This is a genomic window from Mycolicibacter sinensis (genome assembly GCF_001667945.1).
In the GTDB taxonomy this organism is placed as follows: Bacteria; Actinomycetota; Actinomycetes; order Mycobacteriales; family Mycobacteriaceae; genus Mycobacterium; species Mycobacterium sinense_B.
This window is the reverse complement of sequence record NZ_LZJK01000067.1, coordinates 1-24,624: the sequence shown is the minus strand read 5'-3', so window position 1 is coordinate 24,624 and position 24,624 is coordinate 1. Positions and strand designations below refer to the sequence as shown.

The 24,624-nt window shown below is 69.2% G+C and carries 29 protein-coding genes; 18 read left to right on the top strand and 11 right to left on the bottom strand.

The features are described from left to right. The first annotated feature begins 39 nt into the window (after positions 1-39). The 3 genes from A5694_RS09220 to A5694_RS09210 are packed head-to-tail and all read left to right on the top strand — an operon-like array spanning position 40 to position 2,300. On the top strand, positions 40-621 hold the full coding sequence (locus tag A5694_RS09220; RefSeq protein WP_019739183.1) for a DUF3000 domain-containing protein: 582 nt from the start codon (positions 40-42) through the stop codon (positions 619-621). Position 622: 1 nt separating this feature from the next. Beyond that, entirely contained in the window at positions 623-1,882 is a 1,260-nt protein-coding gene (locus A5694_RS09215; RefSeq protein ID WP_064921535.1) for an HRDC domain-containing protein, read from the top strand. Positions 1,883-1,895: 13 nt separating this feature from the next. Then, a complete protein-coding gene (locus tag A5694_RS09210) occupies positions 1,896-2,300 on the top strand; it encodes a PACE efflux transporter (RefSeq protein WP_064921534.1) in 405 nt (134 codons plus the stop codon). Here the strand turns inward: A5694_RS09210 and dxs are convergent. Further along, positions 2,297-4,210 (bottom strand): 1-deoxy-D-xylulose-5-phosphate synthase, encoded by a 1,914-nt coding sequence (dxs, locus tag A5694_RS09205; protein ID WP_064921533.1) that lies wholly within the window; start codon positions 4,208-4,210, stop codon positions 2,297-2,299. The two genes, A5694_RS09210 and dxs, sit on opposite strands and share 4 nt — an antisense overlap. A 48-nt stretch (positions 4,211-4,258) precedes the next feature. Between dxs and A5694_RS09200 the strand changes: the two genes are divergently transcribed. After that, a complete protein-coding gene (locus tag A5694_RS09200; protein ID WP_064921543.1) occupies positions 4,259-4,702 on the top strand; it encodes a CBS domain-containing protein in 444 nt (147 codons plus the stop codon). Positions 4,703-4,706: 4 nt separating this feature from the next. Then, on the top strand, positions 4,707-5,996 hold the full coding sequence (locus A5694_RS09195; RefSeq protein WP_064921532.1) for an SLC13 family permease: 1,290 nt from the start codon (positions 4,707-4,709) through the stop codon (positions 5,994-5,996). An 87-nt stretch (positions 5,997-6,083) separates the two neighbouring features. On the opposite strand, the gene A5694_RS09190 is transcribed toward A5694_RS09195, so the two are convergent. Both A5694_RS09190 and A5694_RS09185 read right to left on the bottom strand, forming a co-directional pair. Further along, on the bottom strand, positions 6,084-7,259 hold the full coding sequence (locus tag A5694_RS09190; protein ID WP_064921531.1) for a class I SAM-dependent RNA methyltransferase: 1,176 nt from the start codon (positions 7,257-7,259) through the stop codon (positions 6,084-6,086). Further along, a complete protein-coding gene (locus A5694_RS09185; RefSeq protein WP_064921530.1) occupies positions 7,256-9,253 on the bottom strand; it encodes an APC family permease in 1,998 nt (665 codons plus the stop codon). Before A5694_RS09185 ends, A5694_RS09190 begins: the two co-directional genes overlap by 4 nt. Before the next feature lie 103 nt (positions 9,254-9,356). Between A5694_RS09185 and A5694_RS09180 the strand changes: the two genes are divergently transcribed. Continuing rightward, positions 9,357-10,025, top strand: coding sequence for a potassium channel family protein (locus A5694_RS09180; protein ID WP_082952590.1), 669 nt, complete (start codon positions 9,357-9,359; stop codon positions 10,023-10,025). Further along, entirely contained in the window at positions 10,022-10,684 is a 663-nt protein-coding gene (locus tag A5694_RS09175) for a potassium channel family protein (RefSeq protein ID WP_064921528.1), read from the top strand. Before A5694_RS09180 ends, A5694_RS09175 begins: the two co-directional genes overlap by 4 nt. On the opposite strand, the gene A5694_RS09170 is transcribed toward A5694_RS09175, so the two are convergent. Continuing rightward, positions 10,670-11,329 carry a DUF3159 domain-containing protein gene (locus A5694_RS09170; RefSeq protein ID WP_419179711.1) on the bottom strand — a complete coding sequence of 220 codons (660 nt, stop codon included), beginning with the start codon at positions 11,327-11,329 and terminating at the stop codon, positions 10,670-10,672. The genes A5694_RS09175 and A5694_RS09170 overlap by 15 nt on opposite strands. Continuing rightward, positions 11,329-11,700 carry an OB-fold nucleic acid binding domain-containing protein gene (locus A5694_RS09165; RefSeq protein WP_064921526.1) on the bottom strand — a complete coding sequence of 124 codons (372 nt, stop codon included), beginning with the start codon at positions 11,698-11,700 and terminating at the stop codon, positions 11,329-11,331. The genes A5694_RS09170 and A5694_RS09165 overlap by 1 nt, the downstream gene beginning before the upstream one ends. Positions 11,701-11,806: 106 nt before the next feature. On the opposite strand from A5694_RS09165, the gene A5694_RS09160 reads away from it, so the two are divergent. Continuing rightward, positions 11,807-12,508 (top strand): alpha/beta fold hydrolase, encoded by a 702-nt coding sequence (locus A5694_RS09160; RefSeq protein WP_064921525.1) that lies wholly within the window; start codon positions 11,807-11,809, stop codon positions 12,506-12,508. Between the two features lie 38 nt (positions 12,509-12,546). Here the strand turns inward: A5694_RS09160 and A5694_RS09155 are convergent, their stop codons facing one another. After that, on the bottom strand, positions 12,547-13,332 hold the full coding sequence (locus tag A5694_RS09155) for a DUF3710 domain-containing protein (RefSeq protein ID WP_419179710.1): 786 nt from the start codon (positions 13,330-13,332) through the stop codon (positions 12,547-12,549). Between the two features lie 26 nt (positions 13,333-13,358). Continuing rightward, a complete protein-coding gene (dut, locus tag A5694_RS09150; RefSeq protein ID WP_019738980.1) occupies positions 13,359-13,823 on the bottom strand; it encodes a dUTP diphosphatase in 465 nt (154 codons plus the stop codon). 25 nt (positions 13,824-13,848) lie between these two features. Here dut and A5694_RS09145 point away from each other — a divergent pair, with 25 nt between their 5' ends. Next, positions 13,849-14,334, top strand: coding sequence for a DUF3093 domain-containing protein (locus tag A5694_RS09145; protein WP_064921523.1), 486 nt, complete (start codon positions 13,849-13,851; stop codon positions 14,332-14,334). A 13-nt stretch (positions 14,335-14,347) separates the two neighbouring features. Here the strand turns inward: A5694_RS09145 and A5694_RS09140 are convergent, their stop codons facing one another. Beyond that, positions 14,348-14,650 carry a DUF4193 domain-containing protein gene (locus A5694_RS09140; RefSeq protein ID WP_013829371.1) on the bottom strand — a complete coding sequence of 101 codons (303 nt, stop codon included), beginning with the start codon at positions 14,648-14,650 and terminating at the stop codon, positions 14,348-14,350. Between the two features lie 168 nt (positions 14,651-14,818). Here A5694_RS09140 and cei point away from each other — a divergent pair, with 168 nt between their 5' ends. From cei to A5694_RS09120, 4 genes are all read left to right on the top strand, one after another. Then, the gene (cei, locus tag A5694_RS09135; RefSeq protein WP_064921522.1) at positions 14,819-15,469 is read left to right on the top strand and encodes an envelope integrity protein Cei; all 651 of its coding nucleotides are present in this window, start codon (positions 14,819-14,821) and stop codon (positions 15,467-15,469) included. Between the two features lie 24 nt (positions 15,470-15,493). Beyond that, entirely contained in the window at positions 15,494-16,312 is an 819-nt protein-coding gene (ppgK, locus tag A5694_RS09130; RefSeq protein ID WP_064921521.1) for a polyphosphate--glucose phosphotransferase, read from the top strand. Between the two features lie 188 nt (positions 16,313-16,500). Further along, complete coding sequence (locus A5694_RS09125) at positions 16,501-18,000, top strand: RNA polymerase sigma factor (protein WP_064921542.1); 1,500 nt, start codon at positions 16,501-16,503, stop codon at positions 17,998-18,000. A 12-nt stretch (positions 18,001-18,012) separates the two neighbouring features. After that, a complete protein-coding gene (locus tag A5694_RS09120) occupies positions 18,013-19,086 on the top strand; it encodes a methyltransferase (RefSeq protein WP_064921520.1) in 1,074 nt (357 codons plus the stop codon). 276 nt (positions 19,087-19,362) lie between these two features. Here the strand turns inward: A5694_RS09120 and A5694_RS09110 are convergent, their stop codons facing one another. Further along, positions 19,363-19,716 carry a DUF952 domain-containing protein gene (locus A5694_RS09110; protein WP_082952588.1) on the bottom strand — a complete coding sequence of 118 codons (354 nt, stop codon included), beginning with the start codon at positions 19,714-19,716 and terminating at the stop codon, positions 19,363-19,365. Positions 19,717-19,837: 121 nt separating this feature from the next. Here A5694_RS09110 and A5694_RS09105 point away from each other — a divergent pair, with 121 nt between their 5' ends. Then, on the top strand, positions 19,838-20,032 hold the full coding sequence (locus A5694_RS09105) for a DUF7455 domain-containing protein (RefSeq protein ID WP_064921517.1): 195 nt from the start codon (positions 19,838-19,840) through the stop codon (positions 20,030-20,032). A gap of 75 nt (positions 20,033-20,107) precedes the next feature. Continuing rightward, positions 20,108-21,058 carry a YihY/virulence factor BrkB family protein gene (locus A5694_RS09100; protein WP_064921516.1) on the top strand — a complete coding sequence of 317 codons (951 nt, stop codon included), beginning with the start codon at positions 20,108-20,110 and terminating at the stop codon, positions 21,056-21,058. Here A5694_RS09100 and A5694_RS09095 read toward each other — a convergent pair. After that, a complete protein-coding gene (locus tag A5694_RS09095; protein WP_064921515.1) occupies positions 21,045-21,290 on the bottom strand; it encodes a DUF3039 domain-containing protein in 246 nt (81 codons plus the stop codon). The genes A5694_RS09100 and A5694_RS09095 overlap by 14 nt on opposite strands. Positions 21,291-21,350: 60 nt before the next feature. On the opposite strand from A5694_RS09095, the gene A5694_RS09090 reads away from it, so the two are divergent. The 3 genes from A5694_RS09090 to A5694_RS09080 all read left to right on the top strand — a co-directional run bounded on the left by A5694_RS09090 (position 21,351) and on the right by A5694_RS09080 (position 23,743). Then, positions 21,351-21,824, top strand: a complete 474-nt coding sequence (locus tag A5694_RS09090) for a DUF3099 domain-containing protein (RefSeq protein WP_109535647.1) — start codon at positions 21,351-21,353, stop codon at positions 21,822-21,824. 128 nt (positions 21,825-21,952) lie between these two features. Beyond that, positions 21,953-22,918, top strand: coding sequence for a sigma-70 family RNA polymerase sigma factor (locus A5694_RS09085; RefSeq protein ID WP_064921513.1), 966 nt, complete (start codon positions 21,953-21,955; stop codon positions 22,916-22,918). Positions 22,919-23,050: 132 nt separating this feature from the next. Beyond that, entirely contained in the window at positions 23,051-23,743 is a 693-nt protein-coding gene (locus A5694_RS09080) for a metal-dependent transcriptional regulator (protein ID WP_064921512.1), read from the top strand. Positions 23,744-23,753: 10 nt separating this feature from the next. Here A5694_RS09080 and A5694_RS09075 read toward each other — a convergent pair. Further along, positions 23,754-24,624, bottom strand: an 871-nt coding sequence (locus A5694_RS09075) for a DUF4192 domain-containing protein (protein WP_064921511.1), incomplete at its 5' end; no start/stop codon positions are given.

Sequence of the window (24,624 nt, the reverse complement as noted above, 5' to 3'; positions counted from 1 at the left end):
GCGACGCGGGGCACAGCGATGAGTTAAGGAGCGGCACCCGTGACATCAGCCGAGCCTGCCCCATTCCGCGAAGCGGTGGCAACCATGCACGCCGCGACGGTGCGGTCGGAGATCGAGTTGGGCCCGATCCGGCCGCCGCAGCGGCTGGCGCCCTACAGCTATGCGCTGGGCGCCGAGGTCAAGCATCCCGAGACCGACTTCGTCCCGGAGGACTCCGACGGCGACGCGTTCGGCCGGCTGATCCTGCTCTACGACCCGGACGGCACCGACGCCTGGGACGGCACCATGCGGCTGGTGGCGTTCATTCAGGCCGACTTGGATCCGCAGGAGGCGATCGACCCGCTGCTGCCCGAGGTCGCGTGGAGTTGGCTGGTCGAGGCGCTGGGTTCCCGTACCGAGCACGTCACCGCGCTGGGTGGGACCGTCACCGCGACCACGTCGGTGCGCTACGGCGACATCTCCGGCCCGCCGCGCGGACACCAATTGGAGCTGCGCGCGTCCTGGACCGCGACCACCCCGGAATTGGGGGCCCACGTCCAGGCGTTCTGCGAAGTCCTCGAACATGCTGCGGGCCTGCCGCCGGTCGGGATCACCGACCTGAGCTCTCGAACCCGCGTCTGAGATGTCTGAACCGAGTACCGAACCGGCCCCCGACGAGCCCGAGCCGACTCCCCTGCCGTATCCCGCCGACGGGGTCCCGGAGGTGTCGGTCACGCGCACGCAGATCGGCGCCGCCGCCGATCTGTTGGCGCGCGGCCACGGCCCGTTCGCGGTGGACGCCGAGCGGGCGTCGGGCTTCCGCTACTCCAACCGCGCCTACCTCATCCAGATCCGGCGCGCCGGTGCCGGCACCGTGCTGCTGGATCCGGTCGGCGCCGGTGAGGACCCGGCGGCCCTGCTGCGTCCGGTCGCCGAGGTGCTCGACGACGACGAGTGGATCCTGCATGCCGCCGACCAGGATCTGGCCTGCCTGGCCGAGGTCGGCATGTGGCCCAAAGCGCTCTACGACACCGAGCTGGCCGGGCGGCTGGCCGGCTTCGAGCGGGTCAACCTGGCCGCGATGGTGCAGCGCCTGCTGGGGCTGGGCCTGGCCAAGGGCCACGGTGCCGCCGACTGGTCCAAGCGTCCGCTGCCCGCCGAGTGGCTCAACTATGCGGCGCTCGACGTCGAGGTGCTGATCGAACTGCGCGGGGCTGTCGCCGATGTACTGGCCCGTCAGGGTAAAACCGAGTGGGCCGCACAGGAATTCAATCATCTGCGGGTCACGGATTTCGCCACGTCGACCCGCCGGGACCGCTGGCGGCGCACCTCGGGCATCCACAAGGTGCGCGACCGTCGCGGCCTGGCCGCCGTCCGGGAACTGTGGACAGTGCGCGACAAGATCGCGGCGCGCCGCGATATCGCCCCCGGGCGGATCCTGCCCGACTCGGCGATCGTCGCCGCCGCCATCGCCAACCCCACCACGGTCGAAGAACTGGTCGCCCTGCCGGTGTTCGGCGGACCCAAGCAGCGCCGCAGTGCGCCCACCTGGCTGGCCGCACTGGCCGCCGCCCGCGACAACCCCGAGCCGCCGGAGTCCGCCGAACCCGCCAACGGGCCGCCGCCGCCGTCGCGCTGGTCGCGCCGCAAACCCGAGGCGGCCGCCCGGCTGGAGGCGGCCCGCGCCGCCCTGAGCGGGCTGTCCGAGCAGGTGACGGTGCCCACCGAGAACCTGCTCTCCCCTGATCTGCTGCGCCGATTGTGCTGGGACTGGGATCCGGCAACACCGCAGCCCGCGACGGCGATCGAGCAGTTCCTAACCGCCGGCGGCGCCCGGCCCTGGCAACGCGAGCTCACGGTGCCCTTGCTGGCTGCCGCCCTCGGCATCACCGCCGACACCTGATCTGGAGAACCTTGTGTCACCAGTTGTTCGCCGGATCATCTACGTGATCAGCTACGAGCTGATCGCTATCGTGCTCACCGCCCTGGGACTGGTCGTTCTGGGCTTCGGTGGCGGCAGTTCCGGGGTCATGGCGGTGACGGCATCCACCGTTGCGGTGGTGTGGAACTACCTGTGGAACACCATCTTCGAGCTCTGGGAGCGGCGCCAGGACTCGCCCGCCCGCACACTGCGGCGCCGGATCGCGCACGCCATCGGCTTCGAAGGCGGGCTGGTTGTGGTGTTGTTGCCGATCGTGGCCGCGATTCTGCGCGTGTCGCTGCTGGAGGCGTTCGGACTCGAAGTCGGGCTGCTGGCGTTCTTCCTCGTCTACACGTTCGTGTTCACCTGGGTGTTCGACAAGGTGATACCCCCCGGCTAGTCCAGGTGCTCGCTGACCTCCTCGACGCAGTTGGCACTGCCCATCGCCGCCACCCAGCCGGTGATCTGGCGGGCCACGTCCTGGGCGGTCAGGCCGACCTCGGCCAGCAGCTCGCCGCGGGAGGCGTGGTCGTAGAAGCGTTGCGGCACACCGACATCACGACAGGGCACGTCGATCTCGGCGCGCCGCAGCGCCGCCGACACCGCCGAGCCGACGCCGCCGGCGACACCGTTGTCCTCGCATGTCACCACCAGCTTGTGGGCAGTCGCCAGCTCGGCGATCACCTGCGGCACCGGCAACACCCAGCGCGGGTCGATCACGGTCACGCCGATGCCCTGGTTGTGCAGCCGGTCGGCCACCGCCAACGCCATCGGCGCGAACGCGCCGACGGCGACCAGCAGCACATCGGGGGTCAGCCCGTCCGCCGGCACCGCGAGCACATCCACTCCGCAGCGCCGCTCGATCGCGGGGATGTCCTCGCCCACATCACCTTTGGGGAACCGCAACGCCGTGGGACCGTCACCGACGTCCAGCGCCTCACCGAGTTCTTCGCGCAGCCGGAAGCCGTCGCGGGGCGCGGCCACCCGCATACCCGGCACGATGCCCAGGATCGACAGATCCCACATGCCGTTGTGGCTGGCGCCGTCGGGGCCGGTGATCCCGGAGCGGTCCAGCACCAGGGTGACCGGCAGCTTGTGCAGCGCGGCGTCCATCAGCACCTGGTCGAACGCGCGGTTGAGGAACGTCGAGTAGACCGCCACCACCGGGTGCAGGCCGCCCATCGCCAGCCCGGCCGCCGAGGTGACCGCATGCTGCTCGGCGATCCCGACGTCGAACATCCGGTCCGGGTACCGCTGCCCGAACGCGGCCAGCCCCGTGGGACCGGGCATCGCGGCGGTGATCGCGACGACGTCGCGGCGTTTGGCGCCGTACTCGATGAGCGCGTCGGAGAACACCGCCGTCCAGCCGCGCCCGGCGGTCTCGGTGGCCGACCCGGTGAGCGGGTCGATCACACCACAGGCGTGCATCTGCTCGGCCTCATCATTCTCGGCGTGGCTGTAGCCCTTGCCCTTGCGGGTGACCACATGCACGATGACCGGCCCCCCGAAGCCGCGGGCGCGGCGCAGCGCGGACTCCACCGCGGCCTCGTCGTGGCCGTCGATCGGGCCGAGGTACTTCAGGCCGAGGTCGGTGAAGAGCGCCTGCGGGGCCAGCGCGTCCTTGAGCCCGGCCTTGACGCTGTGAATGATCTGGTAGCCGATCTCGCCGACCACCGGCACCCCGCGCACCGCCGCGCGGCCCCGCTCCAGCAGCCGCTCGTAGACGGGCTGTAGCCGCAGCGCGGCCAGGTGATCGGCGAAACCGCCGATGGTCGGCGCGTAACTGCGGCCGTTGTCGTTGACGACGATCACCACCGGCCGGTTGCCGGCGGCGATGTTGTTGAGTGCCTCCCAGCACATACCGCCGGTCAGGGCGCCGTCGCCGACGACGGCCACCACGTGCCGGTTGCGGTGCCCGGTCAGCTCGAAGGCTTTGGCCAGCCCGTCGGCGTACGACAGCGCCGAGCTGGCGTGGCTGGACTCCACCCAGTCATGCTCGCTCTCGGCCCGCGACGGGTAACCGGACAGCCCGCCCTTTTTGCGCAGGGTGTCGAAGTCGCGGTTGCGGCCGGTCAGCATTTTGTGCACGTAGGCCTGGTGGCCGGTGTCGAAGATGATCGGGTCATGCGGGGAGTCGAATACCCGGTGCAGCGCCAGGGTCAGCTCCACCACGCCCAGATTGGGCCCCAGGTGTCCCCCGGTGGCGGCGACTTTGTGGATGAGGAACTCCCGGATCTCCGCCGCCAGATCGGTCAGCTGTGCCTGCGAGAGGTGCTGCAGATCGGCGGGGCCGCGGATCCCATCAAGCATCCGGTCAGTCTACGCACGAGAACGAAACCCCACCGTATGGTCATGGGTATGCATGCCGAGGAGATCGCCGAGGAGTACCCGGTGGTGGCCATCGACTCAGACGCGCTCGACGCGGCCCGGCTGCTGGCCGAGCACCGCCTGCCCGGCATCGTGGTGACCGATCAGACCGGACGGCCGTATGCGGTGCTGCCGGCTTCGCAGGTGGTGCGTTTCATCGTGCCGGGCTACATCCAGGACGATCCGTCCCTGGCCGGTGTGCTCAGCGAGACCGTGGCCGACCGGGCCGCTGAGAAGCTGCGCGGCAAAAAAGTGCGCGATGTACTGCCTGAACACCTCTACGAATTGCCGACCGCCGGCGCCGCGGAGACCCTGATCGAGGTGGCCTCGACCATGGCTCGGCTGCGGAGCCCCCTGATCGCCGTCGTCAAGGACGGTAAACTGCTCGGCGTGATCACCGCGTCGCGGTTGCTGGCCGCAGCCCTCGAAGTCTGATCGGGTGACGTTTCTGGCGGTCGCGGTCTTCCTGACCGCCTATGCGTTCATCGCCGCTGACCGGGTCAACAAGACGCTGGTCGCGCTGACCGGTGCGGCGGCGGTGGTCATCCTGCCGGTCATCTCATCGGACGATATCTTCTACTCCCGCCAGACCGGGATCGACTGGGACGTCATCTTCCTGCTGCTGGGCATGATGATCATCGTCAGCGTGCTGCGCCAGACCGGCGTGTTCGAGTATGTCGCGATCTGGGCGGCCAAGCGCGCCAAGGGATCGCCGCTGCGGATCATGATCCTGCTGGTGCTGGTGACCGCTGTCGCGTCGGCGCTGCTGGACAACGTCACCACGGTGCTGCTGATCGCCCCGGTCACCTTGCTGGTCTGTGACCGGCTCGAGATCAGCCCGACGTCGTTTCTGATGGCCGAGGTGTTCTCCTCGAACATCGGCGGTGCCGCCACCCTGGTCGGTGACCCGCCCAACATCATCATCGCCAGCCGAGCGGGATTGTCGTTCAACGCCTTCCTGGTGCACCTGGCGCCGATCGTCGTCATCGTCACGGCCGCGTTGATCATCATGCTGCCCCGGTTGTTTCCCGGCTCGTTCACCGTGGATCCCGACCGGGTCGCCGACGTGATGGCGCTGGAGGAGCGCGAGGCGATCCGCGACCGCGGCCTGCTGATCAAGTGCGGCCTGGTGCTGACCGCGGTGTTCGCCGCGTTCATGGGTCATTCCGCGCTGCACCTGGAGCCGTCGGTGGTGGCCTTGCTCGGCGCCGGTGTGTTGATCGTGATCTCCGGCCTGGAGCGCTCGGACTACCTTTCCGGCGTCGAGTGGGAGACGCTGCTGTTCTTCGCCGGCTTGTTCGTGATGGTCGGTGCGCTGGTGGACACCGGTGCGATCGCCACTCTGGCCAAGGCTGCCGCCGACCTCACCGGGGGCAACGCGGTGTTGACCACGATGGGCATACTGGGTGTCTCCGCGCCGGTGTCCGGGATCATCGACAACATCCCGTATGTCGCCACCATGACGCCGATCGTGGCCGAACTGAGCACCACACTCCCCAACGACCTGCACCCGGACGCCCTGTGGTGGGCGCTGGCGCTCGGCGCCGACTTCGGCGGCAACCTGACCGCGGTCGGGGCCAGCGCCAACGTGGTGATGCTCGGGATCGCCCGCCGCGCAGGCAATCCGATCACGTTCTGGGAGTTCACCCGCAAAGGCATCGTGGTCACCGCGGTCTCGGTCGCGTGCGCGGCGCTGTATCTGTGGTTGCGCTACTTCGTGTTCGGCTGACTTCTTTGCCGCGGGGCCTCGCGCCCCACTTTCGGGGACGGTGGTCGACGGCCCCGCTCACCGCGCACCGCGATCGCCGGCCAGCAGTCAGCGGGTCAGCAGCGCCACGCACTCCACGTGGTGGGTGAGCGGGAACGCGTCGAATACCCGGATCCGCTCCACGGTATACCCCTGGGCGCGGTACAGGCCGATGTCGCGCGCGAAAGACGCTGCCTCGCAACCGATGTGCACAATACGCGGTACACCGGCGGCGGCCAGCGCCTCGATCACCTGCCGACCGGCACCGGTGCGCGGCGGGTCCAGCACCGCCACGTCGGCGCCGGAGGACGCAGCGCTCAACACCCGCCGCACCGAGTCGGTGCACACCGATACCTGCGACAGATCGGCCAACGCGGCCCGCGCGGCGCCGGTGGCCGCCCGGGAGGTGTCGACGCTGATCACCCGGCCCGACTCGCCCACCGCCTGCGCCAGTGCCGCGGCGAAGATTCCGGCGCCGCCGTAGAGATCCCAGGCGGTCATGCCCGCCTCCGGTGCAGCCCAGTCGGTGATCAGCGCGCTGTAGTGCGCGGCCGCCTGCCGGTGCGCCTGCCAGAACGCGGTCACCGGGATCCGCCAACGCCGGCGGCCGACCCACTGGGTGGCGTGGTAGTCGCCCTCACGCACCTGCGGGCGGTGGTTGTGGCCGGTGCTCACCACGTGCCGAACGCCGTCGTCGTCGGCCACCACATGGAGGTGGTCGCCGGGCTGCCAGCTCTGCTCGGCCAGGCCGGTGGTCATCCCGGCGGGCAGCTGGCCGCAGCGCAGGTCGGTGACCAGCTCATCACTGTGATAGCGGTGAAATCCGGCCCGCCCGTCGGCACCGACGTCCAGGCGGACCCGGGTGCGCCAGCCGGTCGGGCCGTCGTCTCCGACCGGTTCGGCAGAACCCTCCCAGTCATGGCCGCCGAGCCGGGCCAGCTGGTTGGACACCACCGCGCCCTTGAGCGCACGCGCCACGGCCGGATCGGCGAACGCCAGGTCGCAGCAACCGGCACCGTCGACGCCGGCGATCGGGCACAGCGGGGCGACCCGGCCGTCCGCCGGTTCGAGTACCTCGACGGTCTCGGCGTGCCAATACGAACCGCGCTCGGCGGTGATCCGCGCCCGCACCCGTTCGCCGGGCAGCGCGTAACGCACGAACACCACTCGGCCGTCCTGGCGGGCCACACAACTGCCGCCATTGGCGGGCGCCCCGGCGACCAGGGTCAGCTCGTCACCGATCACTCGAGAAAACCCCGCCGTGTGTCGCCGGGAGCGTGATGCGGCGCCAGCACCTTGCGCCGTTCCGAGGAGTTCAGCTGCCAGGGCACCGAGGTCACCATCACCTGCGGCATGAACAGCAGCCGCGTCTTGAGCCGCAACGCACTTTGGTTGTGCAGCAGCTGTTCCCACCAGTGGCCCACCACATATTCGGGGATGTAGACGGTCACCACGGTGCGCGGCGACTCTTTGCTGATGCGCCTGACGTACTCCAGCACCGGGCGGGTGACCTCGCGGTAGGGCGAGGCGATCACCTTGAGCGGCACGGTGATGTCGCTGTCCTCCCACTCGCGGACCAGAGCGCGGGTCTCGGTGTCATCGACGTTGACGGTGATCGCCTCCAGGTTGTCCGGGCGGGTCGCCCGGGCGTAGGCCAGCGCCCGGCGGGTGGGAAGGTGCAGCTTGGACACCAGCACCAGGGCGTGGTTGCGGCTGGGCAGCACCGCCTGGTCGTCCAGGGCGGCGGACTGCTCGGCCAGCTCCTGGCTGACCGTGTCGTAGTGCCGGCGGATCATCTTCATCACGACGAACAGCACCGACATCGCCACGATCGCAATCCAGGCGCCGGCGACGAACTTCGTCACGATGACGACGATCAACACCGTTCCGGTGGCGACGAAGCCGATGGTGTTGACCACCCGGGAGCGCATCATCTTGACCCGGGCCGCACGGTCGGTTTCGGTGCGCAGCAACCGGTTCCAGTGCCGGACCATGCCGATCTGGCTCAACGTGAAGGAGACGAACACCCCGACGATGTAGAGCTGGATCAGCGCGGTGACCTCGGCGCCGAACGCCACGATGAAGGCAATGGCCACCACCGCCAGGAACACGATGCCGTTGGAGAACGCCAGCCGGTCACCGCGGGTGTGCAGCTGACGCGGCAGATAGCGGTCCTGGGCCAGGATCGAGCCCAGCACCGGAAAGCCGTTGAACGCGGTGTTGGCGGCCAGCGCCAGGATCAACGCGGTCACACCGGCGATGATCCACAAACCGGGCGGAAAACCGCGGAACACCGTCTCGGCCAGCTGGGCCAACAGGGTCTTCTGGTCGTAATCCGCCGGCGCCCCGATCAGCTGTTCGTGCGGGCGCGCGGCGATCTTCACCCCGGTCTGACGGGCCAGCACGATGATGCCCATCATCAGCGTCACCGCGATAACCCCCAGCATCAGCAAGGTGGTGGCCGCATTGCGTGACTTGGGTTTGCGGAACGCCGGCACCCCGTTGCTGATCGCCTCCACACCGGTCAGTGCGGCGCATCCCGACGAGAACGATTTGGCCACCAGGAACACCAGGGCCACACCGACCACCTCGCCGTGCGCCGAGTGGATCTTGAACGCCGCCGATTCAGCCTGCAGCGGATGGTCCAGCACGAAGATCTGGAACAGCCCCCAGCCCAGCATCGCAAAGACGCCGATCATGAACGCATACGTCGGGAAGGCGAATGCGGTACCGGATTCGCGGATGCCGCGCAGATTGACCGCGGCCACCACCACGACGGTCCCCACCGCGAACGCGACTTTGTGATCGGCGATGAACGGAATCGCCGATCCGATGTTGGCGATCCCTGACGAGATCGAAACAGCAACGGTCAGAACGTAATCCACCATCAGTGCGCTGGCCACGGTCAGGCCCGCGGTGGCACCCAGGTTGGTGGTGACCACTTCGTAGTCGCCGCCGCCGGAAGGGTAGGCGTGCACATTCTGGCGGTAGGAGGCCACCACGGTGATGAACACGAACGCCACTGCCAGGCCGACCCACGGCGTCAGCCGGTAGGCCGCGATGCCCGCCACCGACAACACCAGGAAGACCTCTTCGGGTCCGTAGGCCACCGAGGACAGCGCGTCGGAGGCGAACACCGGCAGCGCAACGCGCTTGGGCAGCAGCGTGTGGCTGAGCCGATCGCTGCGGAACGGCCGGCCCAGAAGCAGCCGGCGGGCAGCGGTGGAAATCTTCGACACGAGAGCCAAGGGTAAGCCAGGCCGGCCCTGGCGGTAGCGTTCACCGAATACGGGCACTACTGCAGGCGATAGCCAGCCGAAACCAGCCGAAAGGACCGTGCACGTGCGGGTAGTTGTGATGGGATGCGGCCGAGTGGGTGCCTCGGTGGCCGACGGGCTGTCCCGGATCGGTCACGAGGTCGCCATCATCGACCGTGACACCACCGCGTTCAACCGGCTCAGCCCGGAGTTCAACGGCGAACGGGTGCTGGGCATGGGCTTCGACCGCGACGTGCTGCTGCGCGCCGGCATCGAGGAGGCCGGGGCGTTCGCCGCGGTGTCCTCGGGGGACAACTCCAACATCATCGCCGCGCGGCTGGCCCGCGAGACGTTCGGCGTGGCGCGGGTGGTCGCCCGTATCTATGACGCCAAGCGGGCCGCGGTTTATGAGCGCCTCGGCATTCCCACCATCGCCACGGTGCCCTGGACCACCGATCGCCTGCTCGACGCCCTGACCCGCGAAAGCGAGACCACCAAGTGGCGTGACCCGACCGGCACCGTCGCCGTCGCCGAGGTCGTGCTGCACGAGGACTGGATCGGTCGCCCCGTCACCGACCTCGAGGCCGCCGTCAACGCCCGGGTGGCGTTCTTGATCCGGTTCGGCACCGGCATCCTGCCCGAGCCCAAGACGGTCATTCAGGCCAGCGACCAGGTCTACATTGTCGCGGTGTCCGGCCGGGTCGCCGAGGCGATCGCGATCGCCGCCCTGCCGCCGAGCGAGGACCTGCAATGAAGGTCGCCGTAGCCGGGGCCGGGGCCGTCGGCCGGTCGATCGCCCGGGAGCTGCTCGACAGCGACCACCAGGTGACGCTGATCGAGCGCAATCCCGACCATATCGATGTCGAGGACATCGCCGATGCGCAGTGGCACCTAGGTGACGCCTGCGAGCTGAGCCTGCTGGAGTCGGTGCACCTGGAGGACTTCGACGTCGTCATCGCCGCCACGGGCGACGACAAGGCCAATGTGGTGCTGTCGCTGCTGGCCAAGACGGAGTTCGCGGTGCCCCGGGTGGTGGCCCGGGTGAACGACCCCCGCAACGAATGGCTGTTCACCGACGCCTGGGGGGTGGACGTGGCGGTGTCCACGCCACGCATGCTGGCCTCCCTGGTCGAAGAAGCCGTGGCGGTCGGGGATCTGGTGCGGCTCATCGAGTTCCGCAAGGGCCAGGCCAACTTGCTGGAGATCACCCTGCCCGACGACACCCCGTGGGGCGGCAAGCCGGTGCGCAAGCTGTCGCTGCCCCGCGACGCCGCACTGGTGACGATTCTGCGGGGGACGCGGGTGATCGTGCCGCAGGACGACGAGCCGCTCGAGGGCGGCGACGAGCTGCTGTTCGTCGCGTCCGCCGGGGTGGAGACCGAACTGCGCGAGCTGGTGCTACCGGCGCACTGAGCGGGCTTCGCGGTCGTCTGCGGCGGGCTCGGGTCGCCGGTCCAGCGCCCGCTGCACGTATTTGACGGCCAGGTAGGTCACCAGTGCGGCCAGCGCGGTCAGCGGCCAGCCCATGGCGATGCGCGCCACCCCCAGCCAGCCGGTTTCGTCGGCGTTGTAGAGCAGCCGCTGCACCGCGAAGCGGGAACCGAACACCAGCACCCAGGTCAGTGTGGCGATGTCGTAGGCGTAGATCGCCGCCCGCAGCTCGCGCCAGGCCAGGCTCTGTCCGCTGGCCCAACTCCAGATGTAGCCGACCACCGGGCGGCGGATCAGCATCGATGCCGCGAACACCACCGCCCACACCAGCGAGGTCCAGATGCCCAGCAGGAAATACCCCTTGGAGTCGCCCATCAGATAGGCGATCAGTGCGCAGACGGCCACCCCGAAGAATCCGGAGACCGCCGGCTGGGTGGAGTCCCGGCGGATCAGCCGCCACACCAGCACCGCCGCGGCCACTCCCAGCGCCGCCACCACGGCGATCCGCAGGCCGAAGACGCTGGAGGTGGGCACGAACACCACGATCGGCAGTGACGAGTAGATCAGCCCGGCCACCCCGCCGATCTGGTCCAGCAGCCGCTGCGGCCCCTGGGAGGTCGGTGCGATCACTGCTGGATTTCGTAGTGCGGGTTGTAGATGGCCTTGCAGCCGCTTTCCAGTTTCCCGACCCGGCCGTGCACCCGCAGGGTGCGGCCCGAATCGATCCCGGGAATGCGGCGCTGCCCCAGCCACACCAGCGTCACCGTGTCGGTGCCGTCGAACAGCTCAGCGCGGACCCCGCCCACGCAGCCCTTGGCGTTGGCTTCCACGCTGCGCAGCACTCCGACCATGGTGACCTCTTGACCACGCTCGCAGTCGATGGCGCGCTGGGCGCCGGTGTTGAGCGCCTCATCGGACAACTCCTCGACATCGCGCAACTCAGGATCTTCCGTCAATCGCCGAGTCAGCCGGCGCAGGTACCCCTTCGGCGCTGCCATTGCCCTCTCCCTCAATTGTGTGCGCCCGCTACGGTAGACCTGTTGATTACCTAATGCCACACGACCGGCCTACGAGGCGGTTTGCAACACCGGGCACGATCAACGGGTGGCATTCGATCTGCATGGCGTCACCGCCGTATTGCTGCCGGGAACCGGATCCGACGACGACTACGTCCGCCGGGCGTTTGGCGCCCCGTTACAGCAGGTGGGGGCCGAATTGGTCGCACACCGCCCGCGACCGGCACACCTGATCGAGGGCTATCTTGCGGCGCTGGACGCCGCGGCCCGGTCCGGGCCGGTCATCGTCGGCGGTGTGTCGATCGGCGCGGCGGTGGGCACCGCGTGGGCGCTGCAACATCCCGGCCAGGTGATCGCGGTGCTGGCCGCACTGCCCGCGTGGACGGGCGCCCCCGATACCGCCCCGGCCGCCCACGCCGCCCGCTACAGCGCCGAGCAGCTGCGCCGCGAGGGGCTGCCGGCGGTGGTGGCCCAGATGCGGGCGACCAGCCCGGCCTGGCTCGCCGACGAGCTGACCCGCTCGTGGACCACCCAGTGGCCGCAGCTGCCCGACGCCCTGGAGCAGGCCGCGGCCTACGTGGCGCCGTCGTGCGCCGAGTTGGCCGCCCTGGCGGCGCCCCTGGGAGTGACCGCGGCCGTCGACGACCCGGTGCATCCGTTGCAGACGGCCGCCGAATGGGTGGCCGCCGCCCCGCGGGCGGCGCTGTGCACGGTGACGCTGGAGCAGATCGGTGCCGACCCGGCCGCGTTGGGCACCGCGTGCCTGACGGCGCTGGGCGACGCCATTTAGCGGCGAGCCGCCAGGCTGGATGCGGCGGCCCAGCTGCGCTAGCCGCCGGTGATGGTGCGCAACTGCTGCATCGCGGAGCCTTCCACGCTGCGGCGCGCAGCCGGCGTAGGCGGCACGTCACCGCCGGGGGGCTGCTGTCCGGCGGCCTGCTGGGCGGCCATCGCGGCCTGCTGCGCCGCGGCGGCCCGCAACTGCTCGGCCATCGGCTCGGGCAGTCGCACCGGCAACGGGGTGCGCACCGGCAACGGGGTGTCGCCGCGCCGGACCACGGTGTCCGCCAAGGCTTCCCGTGCCTGCTCGGTGAGCGCGTCCATCGACTCGTGCGGGCCGTTGACCACGCAGCGCACCATCCAGCGGTAGCCGTCGACGCCGATGAACCGGACCGCGCCGGTCGCCGATCCGACCACCTCCCGGCCCCACGGGCCGTCGATGATGCTGACATTCGCCGAGTCCCGGCGCAGCGCGTCGGCCAGCTCGGTGGCCACCTCGCGCCACAGCCCCGCCGACTTGGGGGCGGCATAGGCGGCGATGTTGAACCGCCCGTTGGCCGTCACCAGCCACACCGCGCTGGGCACGCCGGCCTCGCTCAGCTCGACCTGAACCTGGGCGCCCGCGGGCATCGGCACCAGCACCGAACCCAGGTCCAGACGGGCCGTCGCCGCGGCCGCCGGGTCGTCGAAATCGTCGATGTCGAACGGGCCCACGAGCTCCTCGTCAGAGTCCCCGTCCACGTCCTGCAGGTTCTCCAGCTCCTGGGGTTCCGGCTCGGCGCGCGTCGGCTCGTCGGCGCCGGTCTTGCGCTTGCCCCTACCGAATGCCATCACAGCCGCCCATCTTCGTCACTTGCCTGTCACAAACTCGCATGCCCGCCCGACGAGCCGTGTCCGTCGCCGCCGCGGCTGGTTCCCGCCAGCCCGGCCTCGTCGAACGACGTCACCTCGACCAGTTCGGGCAGCTCCACCCGCTGCACCACCAGCTGAGCGATCCGGTCTCCCCGATGGATCTCGATCGGTGTCGCCGGGTCCAGGTTGATCAATGCCACCTTAACCTCGCCGCGGTAGCCGGCGTCGATCGTTCCCGGACTGTTGACGATCGAAAGCCCTACCCGTGCAGCCAAACCCGACCGCGGGTGCACCAAGCCGACCATGCCGAACGGAATCGCCACCGCGATACCGGTGGGCACCAGGGCGCGCTGGCCCGGGCCCAGCTCGACATCGACCGCGCTGTAGAGGTCGACGCCGGCGTCGCCGGCATGAGCACGACTCGGCAGGGGCAGATCAGGATCCAGGCGAACAACCGCGAGACTGGGCGACACGAGGCGCAAGACTACTCTTAGCCGGATGTCGGAATCGCGCCTGAACCACCGGGCACCGCAAACCGTGCGGTACCGCGAGCAGCTGTGGGTGCCGTGGTGGTGGTGGCCGCTGGGGTTCCTGGGCAACGGGCTCATGGCCTACGAGGTCCGGCTGGGCCTGCGCAGCCTGCCGGGCTGGGTGCCGTTCGCCGTCTTCTTCGCGATCACCGTGGCCGCCCTGCTGTGGCTGGGACGCATCCAGGTGCGGGTCACCGAAACCGGCGGCCGGACCGAGCTCTGGGTCGGCGAGGCGCACCTGCCGGCCAGCGTGATCGCCCGCGCCGCCGAGGTTCCTGCGTCGGCCAAGTCGGCGGCGCTGGGCCGCCAGCTCGATCCGGCAGCGTATGTGGTGCATCGCGGCTGGGTGGGACCTATGCTGCTGGTCGTCCTCGACGATCCCGATGACCCGACGCCGTACTGGCTGATCAGCTGCCGTCAGCCACAGCGGGTGTTGGCAGCGCTACAGGGTTGAGGGACGGTCCGGGTCAGGCCGCGCAGTCGGTGCAGATCATCACGCCGTTCTTCTCGCTGGCCAAACGGCTGCGGTGCTGAACCAGAAAGCAGCTCGAACAGGTGAATTCGTCGGCTTGCTTGGGAACGACCCGCACCGACAGTTCCTCGCCCGACAGGTCTGCGCCGGGCAGCTCGAAGGACTCGGCGGACTCGGATTCGTCGACGTCGACCACGGCGGATTGCGCTTCGTTCCGCCGGGCCTTGAGCTCCTCGAGTGAGTCCTCGGAAACGTCGTCGGTCTCGGTGCGCCGCGGGGCGTCGTAGTCGGTAGCCATCGTCTTCTCCCCTCAGTCCCCTGTAACCCTGCGCGAGCTTTGTACCAGCGTCGAACGCATCCACCAAATGATTCGTGCCCGGAACGCGCTCAGATCAACTGTGATTTGCATCACATTATATTCCTGACCACGGTGATCGCTCGCGCGCGCGCCCTCTAGAGTGCGTACGTGGTCGCGCAAATCACTTCCGGCAGCGAATTCGACAAGCACGGTCTGCCGTTCCGTCGGCGCAACTATCGACCCGCCGCCTATGCCCTGGCCGCGCTGGCGTTGTTGACCGCGGTGGCGTGGACGGTCGCGCTGACCCGGCCGGCCGACGTCCACGAGGTCGCGGTGTGCAACGCCCCGCCGGCGCCCACCGAGCCCGACCAGCCGCGGCTCGGCACCCAGGTCCCGCGCGCCGCGATGATCACCACCACCCCGGCCAAACTGGCCGACATCAAGGCTCGGGTCCTCAACGCCAGCGGCCGGGCCGGGCAGGCCGCCGACGTCGCCGACGCCCTGCGCGATGACGGCTTCGCCCAGCCGACCGCCGCCAACGACCCGGTCTACGCCAACGGCCGGCTGGACTGCCAGGGCCAGATCCGCTTCGGCGAGGCAGGCCAGGCCGCCGCGGCGGCCCTGTGGCTGGTCGCCCCGTGCACCGAGTTGTTTCGCGACGACCGCCCCGATGACTCCGTCGACCTGGCGGTCGGAAGCGACTTCGTCAGCCTGGCCCACAGCGACGACATCGAAGCGGCGCTGGCAGGCTTGCGTCCCGACGCCACCGGACTACCGGACCCGACGCTGCTGACCAAGATCCATTCCGGCACCTGCTGACCACCGACCCGGCAGAGGAGATGCATGACCGGCACTGACTCGACCGCTGTCCCGACCGGCGCGCCCGCGGCCGCAACCGCCGGCACCGGACCGCTACAGCCGGCGTTCGGCGTCGACGTCGGCGGCAGCGGCATCAAGGGCGGTGTCGTCGATCTCGCGACCGGCGCGCTGGTCGGCGAACGCTACAAGCTGCCCACGCCGAGCCCCGCCACTCCCGCGGCGGTCGCCGAGACCGTCGCCGCGGTGGTCCGGCACTTCGGCTGGACCGGCCCGCTGGGCGTCACCTATCCCGGTGTGGTGATCGACGGTGTGGTGCAGACCGCCGCCAACGTCGACAAGTCCTGGATCGGAGTCAACGCGCAAGCGGCGATCGCGGCCGCACTCGACGGCCAACCCGTGGTCATCCTCAACGACGCCGACGCCGCCGGCCTGGCCGAAGAGCGCTTCGGGGCAGGCAAAGACAACACCGGCGTGGTTGTGTTGCTCACATTCGGGACCGGGATCGGCTCGGCGGTGATCCACAACGGAAAGCTGCTGCCCAACACCGAACTCGGACATATCGACGTGGACGGCAAGGAAGCCGAGCACCGGGCCGCCGCCTCGGTCAAGGAGCGCAAGAACTGGAGCATGATGAAGTGGTCCAAGCAGGTGACCAAGGTGTTGGTGGCCATCGAGAACGCGCTCTGTCCGGACCTGATCATCGTCGGCGGCGGCATCAGTCGCAAAGCCGACCAGTGGGTGCCGCTGCTGGGCAACCGGACTCCGGTGGTCGCCGCGACCCTGCAGAACACCGCGGGAATCGTCGGGGCCGCGATGGCGTCGGCCACCGACGTCACCCGGTGAATTCCGCCCGCTCAGCGAGTGTCCCCGCCGGCTGTCGTTACAATGGTCGGCGGCGGCCGCCTAACCGATAGCGGCGACTATCCCAGTTGATCACCCAACTGATATAGAGCCGACATTCGACATAACCCGACACTTTCGGTTGCGCACGGCCCTGCGAACCGAAAGTCAGTCCGACCGAAGGGGTGGACGTGGCAGCGAGCAAGGCAAAGCCGGCGACTGAGGAGCCGAAGAAGCGGAGTGCCGCCAAGGCACCCGCCAAAGCCGCCGCCAAGTCGACTGCCCAGGCCGCCACCAAGAGTCCGGCCAAGCGCACCGCGACGAAGGCCGCCCCGGCCAAGAAGGCCGCCAAGTCGACGGCGCGCCCGGCGACCAAGAGCTCCGCCGCCAAGAACGACGACGGCGACACCAAGCCCAAGACCCGGTCGACCCGGGGCCCGGCCAAGAAGGCCACCGCCGCCAAGGGCGCCAAGAACGCCGACCTCGACCTCGCGGCCGAGGATCTGGACACCGACGCCGAACTCGACGGCGAACCCGGTGACGACGACATCGACGACGCCGACCTGAGCCTGGACGAACTGGAGGACGACGCCGAGGCGGATGCCGACGGCGACGAGGCGTCGGCGACCGCGGAGCCGGCCACCGACGACGCCGACGATGACGACGAAATCGCCGAACCCTCCGAGAAGGACAAGGCCTCAGGCGATTTCGTCTGGGACGAAGAGGAGTCCGAAGCGCTGCGCCAGGCCCGCAAGGACGCCGAGCTCACCGCCTCGGCCGACTCGGTACGCGCCTACCTCAAGCAGATCGGCAAGGTGGCGCTGCTCAACGCCGAAGAGGAAGTCGAGCTGGCCAAGCGGATCGAGGCCGGTCTGTTCGCCACCCAGAAGATGGCCGAGCACGCCGAGAAAGGCGAGAAGCTGGCCGTCGCCTACCGGCGCGACATGGCGTGGATCTGCCGGGACGGCGACCGGGCCAAGAACCACCTGCTGGAGGCGAACCTGCGGCTGGTGGTCTCACTGGCCAAGCGTTACACCGGCCGCGGCATGGCGTTTTTGGACCTGATCCAGGAAGGCAACCTGGGCCTGATCCGCGCGGTCGAGAAGTTCGACTACACCAAGGGCTACAAGTTCTCCACCTACGCCACCTGGTGGATCCGCCAGGCCATCACCCGCGCCATGGCCGATCAGGCCCGCACCATCCGCATCCCGGTGCACATGGTCGAGGTGATCAACAAGCTCGGCCGCATCCAGCGCGAGCTGCTGCAGGACCTGGGCCGCGAGCCCACGCCTGAGGAACTCGCCCGGGAGATGGACATCACCCCGGAGAAGGTGCTGGAGATCCAGCAGTACGCCCGCGAGCCGATCTCGCTGGACCAGACCATCGGCGACGAGGGCGACTCCCAGCTCGGCGACTTCATCGAGGACTCCGAGGCTGTCGTAGCTGTGGATGCCGTCTCGTTCACCCTGCTCCAAGACCAGCTGCAGTCGGTGCTCGAGACGCTCTCCGAGCGCGAAGCCGGCGTAGTGCGGCTGCGGTTCGGGCTCACCGACGGTCAGCCGCGCACCCTCGACGAGATCGGCCAGGTCTACGGCGTCACCCGTGAACGCATCCGTCAGATCGAATCCAAGACGATGTCGAAGTTGCGGCACCCCAGCCGCTCTCAGGTCCTGCGCGACTACCTCGACTAGCGCGCACCCCCGATGGCCAAAACACCGCCGGCGATAGTCCTCAATGCCGTCAACGCATTCCGTGGTGGTCTGCAGCGCCTGCGCCAGGCCACAGTGCCCGCCTCCGTCGCGGTTATGGAGCTGGGATTCGGGGGCTGGCTGACTCAGGCGCTGAGTGCCGCGGTGCGACTGGGGATCGCCGACGCACTGGCCGACGGTCCGCTGACCGCCGACCAGGTCGCCCACCGAGTGGGCACCGATCCCCGCGCCACCTATCGGCTCATGCGCGCCTTGGCCAGCCAGTCGGTGCTCAAACTGCGCCGCGACGGCCGGTTCGCACTGACCCGTACCGGACGAGCCCTGGTCTCCGACAACCCGGTCAGCGTGGCGCCGATGATCGCGTTCATCGGCAACCCGGCGCACCGGGAACATTGGTCGAACCTGGACCACTCGGTGCGGACCGGCGAGACCGCCGTCGGCAAGGTCCGCGGGATGTCTTTCTTTGAGTACCTGGACACCGACCCCGAGCTGGCGCAGGTCTTCAATGACGCGATGACCGGGGCGTCCGCGGTGGCGATCGAAAGCGCCGTTCCCGCATACGATTTCAGCGCCAGCAAGCTGATCGTGGACGTGGGTGGCGGCCACGGCGCACTGCTGGCCGCGGTGTTGCGTCAGACGCCCGGCGCCCGCGGTGTGCTGTTCGACCTGCCGGCGGTGGTCGCCGGCGCCACGGTCAACGGCGAGGTGGCGTCGCGCTGCGAGATCACCGGCGGGTCGTTCTTCGAGTCAGTCCCCGCCGGCGGTGACACCTACCTGCTCAAGACCGTCATCCACGACTGGGACGACGAGAAGTCGCTGCAGATTCTGCGCAACGTGCGGGCCGCCATCGCGCCCGGCGGCAAGGTGCTGCTGTTCGAGATGGTGTTGCCCGAAGGCGCTCCCGCCCACCTCGGCCTGGTGCTCGACCTGGAGATGCTGGTTGCCGCCGGCGGATACGAACGCACCCGGCGGGAGTACGCCGAGCTGCTGTCCCAGGCAGGATTCGAGCTGCAGCGCGTGATCCCCACCACAAGCCCGCTGGCCATCGTCGAAGCCCGCGCTGTCTGAGGCGCCGATGGCGGTGCCGCGGCGTAGGATCGCCCAGCATGCCGACGGATGACGCGTCGTCCCAGACGTTCGCCACACTGCTGAAGCGCGCCGCGACTCACGGCCACCGGGTGCCGCCGGAGGCCGATCTGAACCCTGCAGTGCTCGACGCCATCAACGCTGTGGCCGCCGCGTGGCCGCGAGTGCCCGCCGTTTTGATCAGCAAGGCGCAAACCACGTTCGCCCGTAGCGAACTCACCCGGGCGTCCGCGGCCAAACCGACCACCCCGATCAACCTCAATCGGCCGCGGCGAACACCCCGTCCGGGCCCGGCCGATACTCCGTGACATCGATCACCGCGCCAACGGGCAACGGGCCGTACAGGTGCGGGAACAACATCGCCTCCGGATCGCCCGGTACGCCCGGCTCCCAACGCACCGGCGCGCCCACTTTGGCCGGATCCACCTGCAGCAACACCAGATCCGTGCGGCCCCGATAGAGCCGGTTGGCGGGCAGGTGCACCTGCTGCGGCGTCGACAGGTGCACAAAGCCCACCGTGTCCAACGACTCCGGGCACAGCGCACCCGACGCCTGCGCGCCCGCCCATTCGGCGGCGCCGCACAGGTGAACGAGGACACCGGCATACTTCATCGCCTCCGATCCTGCCTTAGCGCCGGGCAAGGGTGAGACACGACACAGCCGAAGCCAGGAACAACGCCGAACGCCCAGGCGTCTGACACACTTGACAGACCCGCGAGAAACGGAGGAGCCCATGAACGCGACTCTGACCAGTCCCGAACTGACTCGGGCTGATCGATGCGACCGGTGCGGTGCGGCCGCCCGCGTACGCGCCACGCTGCCCTCCGGAGCCGAGCTGCTGTTCTGCCAGCATCACGCCAATGAGCACGAAGCCAAGCTGATCGAACTGGCCGCCGTGCTGCAGGTCAGCACTCCGGCCGAGGCGTAACCGCAACCCGCGCGCAACACGCCCGCCGGCGGGAAGTGTGCAGTAGCACCACTCGTCAGGAATGCTGGGCTGGTCATGATGGACCAGATTCCCAAACCTTCCCGACATCACCTGCTGCGCATCGCCCGCCGCACCTTGGCCAAGAGCTGGGACGACTCCATCTTCGCCGAGTCCGCGCAGGCGGGCTTCTGGTCGGTGCTGTCGCTGCCACCGCTGCTGCTCGGGATGCTGGGCAGCCTGTCGTATGTGGCACCGTTGTTCGGCCCGGACACGCTGGCAACCATCCAGAACCGGCTGATCGGCATGGCCAGCAGCTTCTTCTCGAAGAATGTGGTGGTGGAGATCATCGAACCGACCGTGCGCGACATCGTCTCCAACGCACGCGGGGAGGTGGTTTCCCTGGGTTTCGTGATTTCGCTGTGGGCCGGGTCCTCGGCGATCTCGGCGTTCGTCGACTCGGTCGTCGAGGCCCACGATCAGACCCCGCTGCGCCACCCAGTGCGCCAACGGTTCTTCGCGCTGGGGCTGTACGTGGCGATGCTGGTCATCGCCGTCGCCGCGGCCCCGTTCGCCGCGCTGGGCCCGCACGCGGTGGCCGAACACCTTCCCGACCGGTGGACGGATCTGCTGCGGTTCGGCTACTACCCGACCTTGGTGTTGGGGCTGCTGGTGGCGGTGACGGTGCTCTACCGGGTATCGCTGCCCAAGCCCCTGCCCTCACACCGGCTGGTGATCGGTGCGGTGCTGGCCACCACCGTGTTCGTCGTGGCCACCCTGGGTCTGCGGGTCTACCTGCGCTACATCACCAGCACCGGCTACACCTACGGAGCGCTGGCAACGCCGATCGCCTTCCTGCTGTTCGCGTTTCTGCTCGGCTTCGCCATCATGCTGGGCGCGGAACTCAACGCCGCCGTTCAGGAGGAGTGGCCGGCGCAGCCGACCCACCTGCGTCAGCTCCGCAACTGGGTGCTGTCCCGGACGGCGCGAACCGACGCCGGCGACGACGACCCGGTCAGCCCTTCTTGAGGGTCGCGTAGATCCGCTTGCAGTCCGGGCAGACCGGCGATCCCGGCTTCGCCGCCTTGGTCACCGGGAACACCTCCCCGCACAGGGCCACCACGTGCGTGCCCATGACCGCGCTCTCGGCGATCTTGTCCTTCTTGACGTAGTGGAAGTACTTCGGGGTGTCGCCGCCGGTCCCGTCATCGACGCGTTCCTCGGCATCGGTGCGCTCGAGGGTGTCGGTCTGTGTGCCCATCTGCCCATTGTGCCCAGAACGCAACGGATCTTAAAACCCCACCTGCCGCGACCCCGCTCGGTGTGGGACAGTGGAGTGATGAAGCACGGCCCCGAGCTGGGTTTCGACGACGACGGTCGGCCGGTGCTCATCACCGCGGCCGCCCCGTCCTACGAACAGCAGCACCGTGAACGGGTACGCAAGTACCTGACGCTGATGGCGTTCCGGGTGCCGGCGTTGATCCTGGCCGCGATCGCCTACGGAGCCTGGCACAACGGCTTGATCTCACTGCTGATCCTGCTCGCGTCGATACCGCTGCCGTGGATGGCGGTGCTGATCGCCAATGACCGCCCACCGCGCAGCGCCGATGAGCCGCGCCGCTACGACGCCGCACCGACCCATACCCCGCTGTTCCCTACCGCCTCGCGCCGCGCGCTGGAGCGTCCGTGGCCTCCGCAGACCGAGCCCGGATCAGCGACCTGCGAGCCGGGTCCCGAGCCGGGCCGGCCGGGCGGCGGCGCCGCCGACGAGCCGCCGCACGGTACCGGTTCTTAACACATTCTCAAAGTCATCGGTGTATTCCCGCACGTCAAGTGGTGTGGAAAACCGATCGGGCGGGAACTCTGCACCCGTGTTGGACGTTGTCACTTGTGACAGCTGAAGCCGATCAACGGGAGGCCGTAATGGCAAAGGCAGATGCCACCATCAGTCGGATCGACGGCGATCTGGACGCGCAGAGTCCAGCCGCGGATTTGGTGCGGGTGTACCTCAATGGTATCGGCAAGACCGCACTGCTCAATGCCGCCGACGAGGTGGAGCTCGCCAAACGCATCGAGGCCGGGCTTTACGCGCAGCACCTGCTCGAAACCCGCAAGCGCTTCGGCGAGAAGCGCAAGCGCGAGCTGGCCGCGGTGGTCCGTGACGGCGAGGCCGCCCGCCGGCATCTGCTCGAAGCCAACCTGCGCCTGGTGGTCTCACTGGCCAAGCGCTACACCGGCCGCGGGATGCCGCTGCTGGACCTGATCCAGGAAGGCAACCTCGGGTTGATCCGCGCGATGGAGAAGTTCGACTACGCAAAGGGTTTCAAGTTCTCCACCTACGCGACGTGGTGGATCCGCCAGGCCATCACCCGTGGCATGGCCGATCAGAGCCGCACCATCCGGCTGCCGGTGCACCTGGTCGAACAGGTCAACAAGCTGGCACGGATCAAGCGCGAGATGCATCAGCAGCTCGGGCGCGAGGCCACCGATGAGGAGCTGGCCGCCGAATCCGGTATCCCGGCGGAGAAGATCAACGACCTGCTGGAGCACAGCCGCGACCCGGTGAGCCTGGATATGCCGGTCGGCTCCGACGAGGAGGCGCCGCTGGGCGACTTCATCGAGGACTCCGAGGCGATGTCCGCGGAGAACGCGGTGATCTCCGAGCTGCTGCACACCGACATCCGCAGCGTGCTGGCAACCCTGGACGAACGTGAGCACCAGGTGATCCGGCTGCGGTTCGGCCTCGACGACGGGCAGCCGCGCACGCTGGATCAGATCGGCAAGCTGTTCGGCCTGTCCCGCGAGCGGGTCCGCCAGATCGAGCGCGAGGTGATGGCCAAGCTGCGGCACGGCGAACGCGCCGACCGGTTGCGTTCCTACGCCAGCTGACCTTGCTCCGCCGGGCCGCCGCGCCGTTGCGGCGGCCCGGCGGACGCGTCTGTCAGTTGGGTCCCATCGGCGTCGCTGGCTCACCGGGCGCAGGCCCGCCGAAGTAGACTCAGCTGCGACGGAAGGTGCGGAATGAATGAGTTGGTTGATACCACCGAGATGTACCTCAGGACGATCTACGACCTTGAGGAAGAGGGTGTCACCCCCTTGCGTGCCCGGATAGCCGAGCGGCTGGAACAAAGCGGTCCGACCGTCAGCCAGACGGTGTCCCGGATGGAGCGCGATGGGCTGCTGCGGGTGGCCGGTGACCGTCACCTCGAACTGACCGAGAAGGGCCGTGCGCTGGCCGTGTCGGTGATGCGCAAGCACCGGCTGGCCGAGCGACTGCTCGTCGACATCATCGGGCTGCCGCTGGAAGACGTGCACGCCGAGGCCTGCCGGTGGGAGCACGTGATGAGCGAGGAGGTCGAGCGTCGGCTGGTCCAGGTGCTGGACAACCCCACCACCTCGCCGTTCGGCAACCCGATCCCCGGGTTGCTGGATCTCGGTTTCGGCGCGGACTCCGGCCCTTGGGAGGCCGACCTGGTGCGGTTGACCGAGTTGCCGGCCGGCTCGCCGGTGGCGGTGGTGGTGCGCCAGCTCACCGAACATGTGCAAGGCGACATCGACTTGATCACCCGGCTGAAGGAGGCCGGTGTGGTGCCCAACGCACGGGTCACCGTCGAGGCCGACGCCGACGACGGCGTGACCATCGTGATGCCCGGCCATACCGACGTCAGCCTGCCCTACGAGATGGCGCACGCCGTCAAGGTTCAGAAGGTCTGACCGGTTGCTCTCAGCCGGCGCGCCGGCCGAGGCCCTGCCGCTGCGGGAGCCGCACGCCGAGCTGTGCCGCCAGCCGAAATCCGGTGTCGGCCAGCCCGCGGATCCGGTCCGGACGCAATCCCGACTGCAGCGCCGTGTCGAGCAGGCCCGCCATCCGGTGATCCGGCACGCAGCGCAACGCGGCCTCCAGCGACACTCCGGCCAGCGGCCCGTCCCCCCGCGCATAGGCGCTGAACGCCAGCAGCACCAGCGCGTCGGCCCGCCACGGACCAGGCAGCGCGCGCGCCAAGATCGACCACAACATCTCCGCGTCGCTGGCGTGTTCGCCGATTGCCAATGCGCACAAGGTATCGCGGACCAAAACGTCGGTCAGCGAGCATCCAAGCCGCGCCAGTTCCACCTCGGTTGGCTCGCGACCGGCGGCCAACGCGGCCACGGCCTGCAGCATCGCTTCGACATCGCGGCGGGCCCGGCGCTGACCGTCGGCAGCGACCGCGGCCGCCCGGTCTGCGGCTTGGTCGTCGATCACGGCTGCCACCGCGGCAAGGCACGCGGTGTCGGGGGCGATCACCGCCTGCAGGTCCGCCCGGCGCGGATACAGCCGCCTGCCCTCCAGCACCGCGGCTGCGGCCAGCGGAGACGCCGCCGGGTCTTCGACCGGGCCGCCCGCGCCGCAGCCGTCGACACAGCGCCACCGGCCCCCGCGCGCCACCCGGTCCACCACATGCGCGCTGAGCAGCGCAATGTCGTTGCGCGACAACTCCAGCGACAGGGCATCGACCAGCCGGCGATGCTGGTCGTTGCAGACCGGGCAGCGCGCGCCGGCGGCGTCGACGATCACCGCGATCGCCGCTGCCGGGGCGGCGGCCCGGCGACGTCGG